Below are 12686 nucleotides of genomic sequence, written 5' to 3' on the forward strand. Positions count from 1 at the left end.
GTCCCTCGTACCGCGGCTCCAGGAGTCCGCTCCGAACACCTACGCGTCAGCCACAGGGCCCGCAGAAAAGGAGGAATCGCATGTCGGCCAGGGTCAGGGAGGATGTGATCACCGCTGATCCGCATTCGGCGCGGGCGCTGTACGCAAGCCAACTCGCCGTGCTGCGTGAAAAGGCGGGCATGAGCTACATGCAGCTCGGCACGCTGTGCCTCTACGAGCAGTCGTACCTGCACCGGTTGGAGTGCGCACAGCGCCTGGGCACGCTCGGGGTGGCACAGATGCTGGACCAGGTGTACGGGACCGGGGACCTCCTGGAACGCCTGTGGCACCTGGCAAAACGGGAGACGAGGGATCAACTGGTCACCAACCCCGGGCCGTTCGAGGCAAACGCGGCCCGAATCCTCCAGTACGCCGCCCACGCGATTCCCGACCTGCTCCAGATCCGCGCGTACGCGCAGGAGCAGCTGCAGTGCGCGCAGTTGACGGCGGAGCAGGTGGCGGCCGAAGTGGCGGAGCGGATGGACCGCCAAACGCCTCTGTCGCAGCCCGTGCATTACCGGGTGCTGGTCGACGAGGCGGCGCTGCGCCGGAAGGCGCGGGACCCGAAGACGTGGACGGCCCAGCTGGAGCACCTGATCGAGGCGGCGCAACGTCCCGCGGTCGCAGTGCAGGTGGTGCCGTTCACGGCCGGACCGCACCACCTGCGCAGCTCGCTGGAGCTGATCTCGCTCCGCGACGGGTCCACCGTGGCGTACACACAAGGCAGTTGGAACGGCCACCTCACCGACGACCCGGAAGACGTCGAAGCCCTACGCGTCGCCTTCGACGCGCTGCGCGATACCGCGCTCCTCCCGGCGGAATCCCTGGTCCTCCTGCGCACCCTCCTGGACGAACACCTGCGGGACGCAACGCAGCGCTGACCGACGACCGCCCGCCCACCGGGCCGGACCGTCGGTTCGGTCCGGTGGGCGGGACGGTCAAGAACCGTGCCTGGCGACCGCCTTCCGCCCACTCCCGACTCCGCCGTCCCCCATACCGCACCTCGCAATCCGCACGAAGAGGAACCCGTGCCCAGCCCCAGCCCTACCCCCGGCATCGATCACACCGTCACCAGCAGCGGGCCGCACCTGTGGGCGCATCAGGACGAGGTGGTCGCCGCGGCCACCCGCGCACTCGCCACCGGGCCCCGAACGACCGGTGTGATGGCGTGCGGCCTCGGCAAAACGCGTGTCGGCGCCGAGGTCGCCTCCCGTATCGCTGCCAACGACCGCGTGTTGATCGTCGCGCCCACCATCGACTTGCTCGGTCAGATCTTGGCCGAGTGGAGCGCGTATCGGGGCGCCGCCCACCTTGGGCGCGTCGTCGCTGTGTGTTCCGATCCCCATGCCCTCCTGGACCACGATGGTCGGCCGCTCATACCCCAGCCGACGCTGGTGACCACCGATCCACAGCAGCTCACCGACTTCACCACCGGCCCCGGCCGGGTGACCGTGGCCACGACCTATCAGAGCCTGCGGACGTCGGCCGCAGCCCACGCTGACCACGGCCTCCCGCCCTGGCGCATCGCGATCATCGACGAAGCGCACCACAGTGCTGGAGCCGTCGGCAAGAGCTGGGGCATCGTCCACGACGACGTAGCCCTGCCGGCCGAACTCCGCTTCTACATGACCGCCACCCCGGTGATCATCGGCGATGCCGCCGTCAGCATGGACGACCGGAAGATCTTCGGACCCATTTGCAAGATCATCCCGTTCTCCCGCGGCATCGAGCTGGGCATGCTGGCGGACTACCGCCTCATCGTGGCCGTGGCCCACAGCCATGAGGTACGGGCGCTCGCCGAGGAAGAGGCACTCTTCTTCCGCGTCGGGCAGTCCGCGGTGCCCGCCGCCATGCTGGCCCGGCAGATCGCGATCCTGCGCGCGGCGCGCGACCACGACATCCGGAACATGATCACTTATCATCACCGTGTCGCCGATGCCGAGCTGTTCGCCCGGACACTCCCGGCAGTCGCAAGCCTCCTCGACCCGGACAAGCGCCCCGCCGGATCGGTGTGGGCCAGCCACGTCCACGGCGGCCAGACGGGCCGTGAACGGCGCGCGATCCTGGACCGGCTCCGCACCCGCCAGAGCGGCCTACGGGTGGTCTCCAACTCAAGGGTCCTCACCGAGGGAGTCGACGTACCGGACGTCGACGGGGTGGCTTTCCTCGATCCGCGCGAGTCGGTCACGGACATCATCCAGGGCATCGGACGCACCGCACGCACCGGAGGCCGCACCGACAAGATCGCGTCGATCATCGTCCCGCTCATCCTCGACGACGGCGACGACCCCGAAGAGGTCCTGCTGGGCACGAAGTTCGCGCCCGTCCTGCGAGTCGCCCAAGCTCTGCGCGCCACGGATGACACCCTCAGCGCACGGCTCGACAGCGCACGACGGACCTTGGGCACCGATGACACCACCCGTCTGGACCTCGACAGGCACAGCGACCTCGAACCGAGCGCCCCCCTCCCCGACTGGCTGAGCATCAGCGGGATGCCCGTGCCACCCACTTTCGCCCGGGCCATTTCCGTGCGGATCGTCCGGTCCGCAAGCAGCAGTTGGGCAGAGGGAATCGCCGCCTACGCCGCGTACCGCAAAACGCACACCGACCCCGAGCCTCCCCGCGGCTGGACGACACCGGAAGGATTTCACCTCTCCAGCTGGCTCAACAACCAGAAGACCCGCCATCGCGAGGGCCGGATGACCCACCAGGACAGCGCCGAACTCGAACAGCTCGGCATCACCTGGAACAAGCACGACCTCGTTTGGGATCGATTCATCGCAGACCTCATCGCGTATCGCGATAAGTACGGCGACCTCGACGTCCCCCAGAACTTCGAATCGCCGACCGGCCGCGCCCTCGGAGTCCAAGTGAGCACCCGACGGAGGACTTGGGACGAGCTGAGCACCGAGCGCCAAGCCCAACTCCTCGAACTCGACTTCATTCGCAACCTGGCCGAATATCGCTGGAATAAACACTTCGCAGCCTGGATGGAGTTCAGGGATGAATGGGGCCACCCGGTCGTCCCACGCGACCACACCACCATCGAAGGGTTTAAACTCGGCAGCTGGCGCATCGAACAGCTGAAAAAATTCAAGACCGGCGAGCTCGCGCCAGATCGCGCGGCGCGCATAAAAGAAAATGAACTTCACCTGACCGCAAACGAGTTGCGCGAGCGGAAATTATTGCAAGCACTCAAGGACTACTGCCAAGTGGAGGGAAGACCGGAGGTACATTCCACACACGTCACAGCAGACGGGCTGAAGCTCGGAGACTGGCTGCGTCACCAGAGAAAGAAGATGCGCACCAACACCATCAGTCCGGAGCTAGCCCAGGAACTCACGCAGCTTGGCGTACGAGCCGTGCTCCACGAACCACCAGAACCCGACTGACGCCGAAAGCAGCCGGCGCAGGTACGGCGGCACCGGCTCGGGCAGAGCCTGCCAGCTCCACGAGAAGGTGCCCATCACCGGGGATGTGCGCGGTACAGGCACAGTACGCCGGGTCGGTGGTTCCTGCGTGGCGGGCCCGGTGCGGGTACTAGCGTGGGAGACGTCGGGTCGTTTCGGGGGGCATGATGTTCGGGATCGATGTGGCCGTTGGCTACTTGGCCGGCTGGGTGGTGCGTAAGGCGGGTCGGGTGGCGGAGCGGGTGGATGCCGAGGCTGATCAGGTGCTGGATGCGGGGATGGATCGGCTGCACGAGGTGATCGCGGTGCGGTTGGGCGCGGCCCCGGCGTTCGAGCCGGCAGAGGTCGAGGCGGCGGCGGAGCGGGGTGCGGTGTCGGACCGTACCCGGGCGCGGTTGGCGTTGGCGTTGGCGGAGGCGGTCGAGCAGGACCCGGTCTTCCGTGCGGAGCTTGAGCGTGCGGTGGCGGGGGTGGAGGCGGCGGTACGGGCGGCCGGGCCGGGTGCCCGCTCGCTGTACGGGAACACGTTCAGCGGGCCGACGGCGTTGCAGGTCGGCGACCACAACACGCAGCACAACACCTTCGGGTCCTGACCTGTGACCGGCGACTCGTTCACCGGTCCGACCGCGGTGCAGTACGGCGACGGGAACACCCAGCACAACTACTTCCAGGCGCCCCGGGAGGAGGTGGCGTGGCCGCTGATGGTCGGGGTGGTCCCGGCGCGGGCAGGGGCGTTCCAGAACCGAGCAGAAGGCTCACGGTTGCGGGAGGCCGCTGCCGAGGGTGCGACGGTGGTGCCATGCCAGGTCCTCACCGGGATGGGCGGGGTCGGCAAGACGCAACTGGCCGCGGACTACGCGGTCCAAGCGTGGGACGACGGACACGGGGTCGACCTGCTGCTCTGGGTCACCGCCAGCAGCCGCGACGCCGTCGTAGCCGCCTTCGCAGATGCCGGCACGACGATCCGCGGCACCGATCCTGCCGACCCGCAGCGCGCCGCTGCCGGATTCCTGACGTGGCTACGGGTCAGCGGCAGCAGCTGGCTGATCGTCCTCGACGACGTCGCCGACCCGGCGGACCTGACCGGCCTGTGGCCGCCGCAGGTTGCGCACGGGCGGACAGTCGTCACCACACGCCGCCGCGACCACGCCCTGAGCAAGGGTGGTGGCCGGCAGCGGGTCGACGTCGGGCTGTTCACCCCCGCCCAAGCCGTGGCCTACCTGGCCGAGGTCCTGCAAGCCGACGGCCGCACCGAGCCCGACGGCGAACTTGCGGGTTTAACCGGCGACTTGGGACACCTGCCGCTGGCCCTGTCCCAGGCTGCCGCGTACATCACCGACGCAGACATCACGGTGAGCCACTACCGAGAACTCCTGACACGCCACGCACGGACCCTGGAAGCCCTCAGCCCGGACACCCGCCCCGATGAGCAGCCTCGCAGCATGGCCGCGGTCTGGGAACTGTCCGTCGACTACGCCGACCGGTTGCGCCCGCTCGGACTGGCCCGCCCCATGCTGGAACTCGTCGCGTTCCTCGCACCCAACGGCACCCCACTCAACGCCCTGACCAGCGGTCCTGCCCTCGACCACCTCACCCGCCACCGCACACCCCCACGCGAAGACGACGACCCGGCTGCACCGCGGAGCGAACCGGTCACCCAGGAAGAAGCCGAAGGTGCACTCCGCGCACTTCACCGCCTCAGCCTCCTCACCGCCCCCGGCACCGCCCACGCACACGCTGACCACCCCACCGACCGCGTCGGCGCCCCCGCCTGGGACGGCCGACTGGTCCGCGTCCACCAACTCGTCCAACGCGCCACCCGCGACACCCTCCCCCCGGCCCGCCACGACCACACCGCCCGCACCGCCGCCGGCGCCCTCACCGCCACCTGGCCTGACATCGAACGCGATACCACCCACGCCCAAGCGCTCCGCGCCTGCACCACCGCCCTCACCACCTACGCCGAACCCGCACTCCACCACTCCGACGCCTACCGCTTGCTTGTCCGGGCCGGGCGCAGTCTCGGCGAGTCCGGCCAAGTCGCTGCCGCCGTCAGCCACTTCCAGCATCTCGTCGACACATCTGGGAAATTCCTCGGCCCTGACCACCCCGACTCTCTCACCACCCGCCACAACCTCGCACACTTCCACGGGGAGGCCGGTGACCCGGCCCGCGCCGCAGCCGCCCTCGCCGAACTACTCAAGGACCAGTTACGAGTCCTCAGCACCAACCACCCCTACACCCTGGCCACCCGTCACAGCCTCGCACACTGGCGAAGAGAGGCCAGAAACACTATGGGCGCCCCTGCCGATGCCGGCGACAAGACCAGTTGAGGATCGGCCGAGTCCGGGTCTGCGAGGGGTGCCGCACAGCGGCATGCCCACGCCGTAGACGACCAGCAGTCCCTGTCCACACACTTGGTAGACGCTGCGTTGGGTGTGGCGTTCAGCGCCTCGACTTGCCCGATAGTCCGCACGCCGTTCGCGCCGGCACTGCCACCCACGCTTATCGGTTCGCTCAGTCGGCGTCGGGGCGGCGAAGTGCTCGGTAGAGGCCCTGTGGGTAGATCGGCTCTTCCACCGCCGCCTCAAGGCGGGCGAGGGTGGCCAGGTCGGGGTAGACCTCCCCGCGCGCGATCCTCCCGACCGAATTGGGTGCGAGGCCGGCCGCTTGCGAGAGGGCGCGGTGGGACTGGCGGCGCCGAGCGCACAGGTCGTCCAAGGCGCGGGCTAGCGCGAGGGCGTAGTGCACAGGCAGCGGCGCGTCCGCCGAAGGTATGGCGGCGTGCGGCCACTCGCCCTCGGTGTAGGTCCGGGGAATCCGGTCGCCGCGCACCCGGTCCTCCTGCCACAACATGCCCTGGTCCTCGTCGCCCCACATCATCCCGTGCGCCTCCCGCTCGCGTCCAAGCACCACTCTTGTGGTACATATATGTACTAATGATTGGAGGGGCGATGCCAAGCTGGTGGGTGGGAATCGACTGGTCAGAACGCCTGCAGGACTGCGCCATCGTCAACGATACGGGCGAGGTCATCCGGCACCTGCGGATCGAGGAGACCCGCGAGGGCGTGGACGAAATCGTCAACGCCTTGCGGCGCCTCAGCTCCTCACACCACTACTCCCGCAAGCAGGTGCCGGTCGTCATCGAGGACGCGGGCCGGCTGATCGCCGTGGAACTGCGCCGCCGGGGCCAGCCGATCGTTGCAGTCCCCCCGATGGTCTCTGCCCGCTTCCGAGGGCGCACCGGCGTGGCCGTCAGCAAAGCTGACCGGACCGACGCCGCACTGCTGGCCCACATCGCCCGGACCCACCCTGAGATCCGGTCCGCGCCGAAGACCACCGACGCCGCGCAGGCCGTGCGCGTCCTGGCGCACGCAAGGCTCGACGCCTCCGAGGAACGTCGGCGTCTCCTGGCCAAGTTGCGGAGCCACCTGATGATCTACTTCCCGGCGTACGTACGGGCCTGGGAGCCCTACCACCTCGGGCTGCGCCGCGCGGAGGCCCGCGCACTGCTCGCGCTCGCCCCCACCCCCGGACAGGCTGCCGCCCTGTCGGTCCGCAAGGTGGCGGACGTCCTGGAGCGGTCCGGGCGGTTCCGGCTACTGGAGGACACCGCCGCGGCGGTCCGTGACCACCTGGTCGTGCTCGACCTGCGGCAGCCGCCCGCCACCGAGGCCGCCCTCGGCGAGCGCGCGCTGACCATCCTGGAGCGTCTGGAGACGGTCTGCCGCGCCGAGGAGCATCTGGACCAGCGGCTCAACACCGCGTTCGACCTTCACCCGCACGCGACGGTCTACCGCTCCTTCCCCTGCCTCGGCTCCACACTGGGCGCGCGGATCTTCGCCGAGATCGGCGACGATCCGGCGAGGTTCCCCACCGCCCGGCACCTGCGCGCCTACGCTGGCGTCTCACCGATCACCTGGGAGTCCAGCACCAGCCGGACCGTCACCTACCGGCGCTCGGCCAACAAGCTGCTGCGCACCGCCGTGCACCGCTGGGCGTTCAGCACCCTCACCCGTTCACCGGGAAGCCGGGCCCGCTACGACGAGCGGCGTGCTCAAGGCGACCGGTACGCGGCGGCACTGCGTATCGTCGGCGGGCGCCTGCTGGCGGGCCTCCACCGCTGCCTGGCGACCGGCCAGCCCTACGACGAAGCCGCCATGTGGCCCGGCCGCGACGACACCGACCCCGAGAAGGCGCCAGCGCGGCTGTGACACGCGCCGGTGCGGCGAGCCAGGCGGGCAGCCGGATCAGATGCCCGAGTTGCTCTCTGGGCCACGAGCCCTAACGCGGGAGTGGCACCCGGCTGCCTCCCTGACCCACCGCACAGGCGCGAAACCCCCGCTGCGCCGCCCCCGGATAACCACCGGCAGAGGAACACCCAGCGACCGTGGGTAGGTTGGACGCACTCCACTCTCGCCTCGACCGCGCATCGATCGACCAGTGCTTCTGAGGAAAACCTGAGGACCGGGGGCTCCGGCCTGGGAATCGAGCCGTTCACGTCCTCGTCGTACCGGCCCCGGCCCGGGTGGTTTCGGAACGCCGGGGCCGCACTCGAACGGTGCTCGGCGGCGGCGCGACCGCGCCAGCCCGGGGAGCGGCTGGAATGGCACAGACGGGAGCACGCAGTGTCGGCCGCGAGGCAGTCGCCCCACGCCATTCCGATACATCGACACAGCCGGTTCCCACAACGATCAAGTCCTGGGTGGCGCGGGTTGCGTCCGGCCAGAGGGGTCGCGCCACCCGGGCAGCTTCGGACAGGTCCATCTCCTTCCATCTCGCGTACCCACGTTCGAATGAATCCAGGTATACACCGAGCGCAAATGCCGTCTTTCGGGTGATGGTTGACGCCCCGGACGAGGTCTAGCATCAAGTTGGTTCCATTCGTTCGTGCAATTTTCACAGTTCGAGCAAGTGATACGGCAGCAGTCGTACCCGAGTTGCAGCCGTACAACACTCCCGGCATGCGCGCTCGTTTGCACCGGTCACAGCGGTTCGACTCAGGAGGTCAAGACGATGTACGACAACGGGGTTCGCGCGGACTCGATTGTGGACGCAAGGTGGGTGAAGAGCACGGCGAGCGCCCCAAAGGGCGATTGCGTCGAAGTGGCGAAGCTTGCAAACGGGGATGTAGCCGTGCGCAATTCTCGCCACACCAAGGGCCCCGCCCTGGTGTACACGCGTTCGGAATTTCGTGCCTTCGTTGCCGGGGCTCGGGCCGGCGACTTCGACACCATGACTGACTGAAAAGTCCCCACTAGAACTTGCGTTGGCCGAGGCGTCCGGACAGGCTGTGGGTTGTCATATGCCACCCATGGTGAGGAGTCGGTCAGTGGCCGGTCCGGCGTTGAGGCTCGTGCCCGCTAATGCGGAGGCACTGGCAGGTCCGGCTGCCGCAGGTCGCGTCATCGGCGCGCACCTGCGGCAGTTGCGGGAGGAGCAGCGCCTCAAGCTTGCCGATGTCGCTCCCGAGGTGAGGGTCTCCGTTGCGAAGCTCAGCCGGCTGGAGCGGGGTATGCATCCTCCCAAGGAGGAGGACGTGATGCGGTTGTTGGAGTTCTACGGTGAGCAGGACCCGGAGAGCCTCGACGCCGTACGGCAGTTGCTCACGCAGGCGGAGAAGGCCGAGTGGTGGCACCAGTTCAGCGACGTCCTGCCGGGTTGGATGCCGCGGTTGATCGCGACCGAGGCCATGTCGACGGAGATCCGCACGTATCACTGCCAGTACGTGCCGGGACTGGTGCAGACGCCTGAGTACGCCCGGGCCGTGGTGAGCATGGCCTTCACCAACCCCGCCGACTCGGCGCGGCAGATCGACCGGCTGGTGGACGTACGCCGTCAGCGTCAGCAGATCCTGCACCAGGCGGAGCCGCCGGTATATTCAGCGCTGCTGGACGAGGCAATCCTGCACCGAACCGTCGGCAGCATCCCCGTGTTCCGCGCTCAACTGCGCACCCTGCACATGCTGGAAGAGAACAGCGATCGGATCAACATTCGCATAGTTCCGTTCAGCGCTGCCGCCAAGGGGGTGGCGCCGGCTCCGGCGATGACATATTTGAAGTTCGCATCGGGTGACGCCCATGAACTGATCTACCTTGAGCAGCATCCCACGGGCGGGCAGTACTTGAACGCCCGCGAGGAGATCGATGAATACCAGCGCGCGCTGATGGCATTGATGGAAGCTGCAGCCGATCGCGAGGAGAGCATGCGCATGCTACTGGAAGCCGTCGACAGGCTGGAGCGCTGACGCCTCCAGGAAGATCCCGGAGTCAGACAATACGTGCCACGCCCCCGAAGCACATGAGGCCCTGCCCAACGTCACCGAGGAGAGGGCCTTCGCCGTCAGAGCGCCACCGGGATACCTCGCAGATCTGGTCCATGATCTGCATGCGCGCCGAGGTGAAATAGCGGCGTACCTCTTGCCGTGAGCACACGCGCCCCCATCCTCCTGGGATCGTCCGGACCATGAAATCCGTGACTCTGTCACGCAACGCCCCCTCATCACTGACGAGTTGGCACGTGACGACGAAGCTGCCGGGAGCCAAGCTCTCGGCAAACCCGTGAACTATGCTGCGCGGATCGTCTTCCTCGGGAATGCAGTGCAGCACCGAGACGAAAAGAACAGCGATCGGCTGACCGAGGTCGATGAGCCGGGCGAACGCGGGCCGTTCTAATAGATTGCGCCACCGCCGGATGTCAGATCCGAGCATAGTGGTCCGCCGATTTGTTTCGAGCATTAACCGACCCTGCGCTAAGACGTGCGGGTCGTTGTCGACATAGACGACACGCGACGACGGAGCAACGCGTTGGGCGATCTGGTGAACGTTTCGGCGGGCGGGCAGGCCCGCGCCGCAGTCGACGAATTGCCGAATCCCGGAAGCGGCAAGGAAGTGCACGACCCTCTCCAGGAACTCCCGGTTGACGCGGGCCGCTTCCCGGGCGTTGGGTGCCATCGTCAGCAGCTGGCGGCAAGCGTCCCGGTCGGGCCGGAAGTTGTCCGTGCCGCCGAGAAGGAAGTCGTACATGCGTGCGACGCTGGGGCGGGTGACGTCGATCGATTCGGAAGAAATGAGATACTCCCCGTCACTGCTCCGCCACCGCCCCCGCCGGGAGCGTTCGCTCCCTGACGGGAGATCATGTTAGGAGCAACGGGCCTGCGCAGACCAGTCCGTTGGCCGAAAACGCCCGTCTTACGGGAGTGAATCACCCTCATCCGGGTGTAAAACAGGGTCGCCCACGCGCACAACCGAACACCCGACCGAGCGCCCCATGCCCGGCGCATTCCGCAGCGTGACGATTAGCGGAACGTCCTGAGAGCCGCGTGAAGCCGGCATGTGAGGGTCGACTCGTCCAAGCCCATCAAATCCGCGGCAACGCCGAGCGGCAGTCCCATGCGATACCGCAACACCAGGACGTCGGCGTCCTGGCGGGACAGCACATCGTAGGGAGCGCGCAGGGTTCGTCCGGCTGCCTCGGCAACCCTCGCCGTCAGCAGTTGCCACGACTCGGCGGCCGGAGACGAACTGCTCAAGACTTCGTGCCAGTTCATCGCCAGGTCGCCGAGCGTGACTTGAACCAGCCTGCACGCCCGCGCGGGACTTCCCACGCGCAGCGTCACGTACCGCTGATACAGCCCCTGCTTGTGCGCGCAGAACGCAGCGAACGTCAGCGGCATCCGCACAGTCGCCAGCGCAGTCCCGGGTCGGCGAGGGGTCACCGCCGCTCCCTTCGCGCGGGGCGGGAGCCTACCGCCGGGTGCACGGACGGGTCGGCCGCGGACGTTGCCGGCCGCCGCTGCGGCGCCGTCCCCCACGCGGCACGCCACAGCCCGTGCACGGTACGCACGTCGCCCTCCAAGGCGGACACCACCGCAGCCAACGAGGTCCACAGCACGGGAGTTTCACCGTCCAGCACCTCCTCGACACCCTCAGTGCTCACCGTGCGGGCCGTGCCCGCGACCACGGCCGGCGGCGGGCACCCAGCCGCCAGGTAGATCCCCCGCGTTGCGCGGCGCAGCGCCAGCCGGGCGGTGGTAGACGTCATCGTCGCCAGTTCCGGTTCGACACCCGCGGCGCACTCCCACAAGTGACGCATGTCCGCGGGCACCGCCCCAAGGGCAGCGGCCAGCAGACCGGTCTCCAGCCAGGACGGCACACGCTCCCCACACATCACCGCCTTGAGGTCGTTCATGTCCAGGGCGGTGTTCCGCTGAAGCGTCGACAGCGACATACCGCTGGTCCGCCGCAGAAATGACAACGCCTCGACCAGACGCGCCCGCGCGGGCTGCGAAGCGCCCTCACCGGTGGCGTGACGCCGCATATCCAGGGCAGCCGCCGCGTCGCAGGCGTGTGTCCCCTGCACCGGCGCGCACAGCCGGGCCAGTCGGGCCAGGGTCCATCGGCCGCGGGCCTGCGCGACGCTGATGCCCGTTGCTTCCGCCACCTCCGGCCAGTTGGTCCCGTTGGCGCGCTCGCGGTGCACCAGCACGGGCAGGTAGCACTCGACGAGCGCCGCGAGGTTGCCAGCACGCGCTGCCAGGCCCGCGAGACCCTCGCCCGCGCGCTCGGCATCCAGGAGTTCACGCGCGCCGGCAGCGATACTGACCGCGATCTGTTCACCGGTGGGCACCCCGTCTACCGGGGTTCCGCTGCGAGCCGCATCGCGTACTCGCTGTGCCCGCCGCCGACACGCCGGCGTGCAGTAGTCCTTGCGTCGGCCGGGCCCGGTGCGCTGGTCGAACTTGCGTCTGCACTCCGGATTGGCACACGGTTCTTGCATCACGCCCTCCACCGGGCCTGCTTCTCGGGATAAGCCGCCGCCGACCAGCGGCAGCACCTGCGAACGGGCCTGGTGGGCCGTCGGCGCAAGGCGTCGGCAGCCCACCAGACCGGACTAACGGGCGCGGCCGCGCCACCAGACGACAGTCGGCGGCTGCGTATCCCCTAGCGCCACGCACAGGCCCGGCAGCATGCCCACCACCATGTCCCCACCGACCGCCAACTGACAGGCGGCCAGGGCGATCAGCACAGCGCTCCAGGACACGGAGAAGACTGAAAACTGCCCACCAAGGGTTTGTGCAAGACCGGGAGACGGCATCATTACCCTCGGCAGTGTCGGCGGTTCGTCCGCTCGACGCATGTATTCATCCACGTGTGCTCCTCAAGGTCCGCGGCGGATGGATGCGCGCCGCGAGGGCTCCGAGACCGGCCAGCTACCGCTCGGGGCCCTCGTCGTACG

The 12686-nt window shown here is 68.4% G+C and carries 12 protein-coding genes; 7 read left to right on the forward strand and 5 right to left on the reverse strand.

Annotated elements, in window-relative coordinates:
* Positions 1-80 precede the first annotated feature (80 nt).
* The 4 genes from AC3EVP_RS00090 to AC3EVP_RS00105 all read left to right on the forward strand — a co-directional run bounded on the left by AC3EVP_RS00090 (position 81) and on the right by AC3EVP_RS00105 (position 5782).
* A complete protein-coding gene (locus AC3EVP_RS00090; protein ID WP_435124445.1) occupies positions 81-920 on the forward strand; it encodes a helix-turn-helix domain-containing protein in 840 nt (279 codons plus the stop codon).
* Positions 921-1067: 147 nt separating this feature from the next.
* Positions 1068-3431: a helicase associated domain-containing protein gene (locus AC3EVP_RS00095; RefSeq protein WP_435124448.1), complete on the forward strand. Its 2364-nt coding sequence runs from the start codon at positions 1068-1070 to the stop codon at positions 3429-3431.
* A gap of 248 nt (positions 3432-3679) precedes the next feature.
* Positions 3680-4042 (forward strand): hypothetical protein, encoded by a 363-nt coding sequence (locus AC3EVP_RS00100; RefSeq protein WP_488179779.1) that lies wholly within the window; start codon positions 3680-3682, stop codon positions 4040-4042.
* A 3-nt stretch (positions 4043-4045) separates the two neighbouring features.
* Positions 4046-5782 (forward strand): tetratricopeptide repeat protein, encoded by a 1737-nt coding sequence (locus tag AC3EVP_RS00105; protein ID WP_435124454.1) that lies wholly within the window; start codon positions 4046-4048, stop codon positions 5780-5782.
* Positions 5783-5966: 184 nt separating this feature from the next.
* Here the strand turns inward: AC3EVP_RS00105 and AC3EVP_RS00110 are convergent, their stop codons facing one another.
* Positions 5967-6362 (reverse strand): helix-turn-helix domain-containing protein, encoded by a 396-nt coding sequence (locus tag AC3EVP_RS00110; RefSeq protein WP_435124457.1) that lies wholly within the window; start codon positions 6360-6362, stop codon positions 5967-5969.
* 41 nt (positions 6363-6403) lie between these two features.
* On the opposite strand from AC3EVP_RS00110, the gene AC3EVP_RS00115 reads away from it, so the two are divergent.
* From AC3EVP_RS00115 to AC3EVP_RS00125, 3 genes are all read left to right on the forward strand, one after another.
* On the forward strand, positions 6404-7663 hold the full coding sequence (locus AC3EVP_RS00115) for an IS110 family transposase (RefSeq protein ID WP_435124460.1): 1260 nt from the start codon (positions 6404-6406) through the stop codon (positions 7661-7663).
* 802 nt (positions 7664-8465) lie between these two features.
* Complete coding sequence (locus AC3EVP_RS00120) at positions 8466-8696, forward strand: DUF397 domain-containing protein (RefSeq protein WP_435124463.1); 231 nt, start codon at positions 8466-8468, stop codon at positions 8694-8696.
* Between the two features lie 85 nt (positions 8697-8781).
* A complete protein-coding gene (locus tag AC3EVP_RS00125) occupies positions 8782-9696 on the forward strand; it encodes a helix-turn-helix domain-containing protein (RefSeq protein ID WP_435124466.1) in 915 nt (304 codons plus the stop codon).
* Between the two features lie 22 nt (positions 9697-9718).
* Here the strand turns inward: AC3EVP_RS00125 and AC3EVP_RS00130 are convergent, their stop codons facing one another.
* The 4 genes from AC3EVP_RS00130 to AC3EVP_RS00145 all read right to left on the reverse strand — a co-directional run bounded on the left by AC3EVP_RS00130 (position 9719) and on the right by AC3EVP_RS00145 (position 12599).
* Complete coding sequence (locus AC3EVP_RS00130) at positions 9719-10519, reverse strand: SAM-dependent methyltransferase (RefSeq protein WP_435125526.1); 801 nt, start codon at positions 10517-10519, stop codon at positions 9719-9721.
* 227 nt (positions 10520-10746) lie between these two features.
* Positions 10747-11124 (reverse strand): hypothetical protein, encoded by a 378-nt coding sequence (locus AC3EVP_RS00135; RefSeq protein WP_435124469.1) that lies wholly within the window; start codon positions 11122-11124, stop codon positions 10747-10749.
* A 38-nt stretch (positions 11125-11162) separates the two neighbouring features.
* Positions 11163-12077, reverse strand: coding sequence for a hypothetical protein (locus tag AC3EVP_RS00140; protein ID WP_435124472.1), 915 nt, complete (start codon positions 12075-12077; stop codon positions 11163-11165).
* Positions 12078-12341: 264 nt separating this feature from the next.
* On the reverse strand, positions 12342-12599 hold the full coding sequence (locus AC3EVP_RS00145; RefSeq protein WP_435124475.1) for a hypothetical protein: 258 nt from the start codon (positions 12597-12599) through the stop codon (positions 12342-12344).
* Positions 12600-12686: the final 87 nt, after the last annotated feature.

Source organism: Actinacidiphila sp. bgisy144 (assembly GCF_057708105.1).

Excerpts from the sequence above, each read along its gene's own strand:
- AC3EVP_RS00120 (WP_435124463.1), top strand. The coding sequence starts at position 8,466 with ATGTACGACAACGGGGTTCGCGCGGACTCGATTGTGGACGCAAGGTGG.
- AC3EVP_RS00135 (WP_435124469.1), bottom strand. The coding sequence starts at position 11,124 with ATGCCGCTGACGTTCGCTGCGTTCTGCGCGCACAAGCAGGGGCTGTAT.
- AC3EVP_RS00090 (WP_435124445.1), top strand. The coding sequence starts at position 81 with ATGTCGGCCAGGGTCAGGGAGGATGTGATCACCGCTGATCCGCATTCG.
- AC3EVP_RS00115 (WP_435124460.1), top strand. The coding sequence starts at position 6,404 with ATGCCAAGCTGGTGGGTGGGAATCGACTGGTCAGAACGCCTGCAGGAC.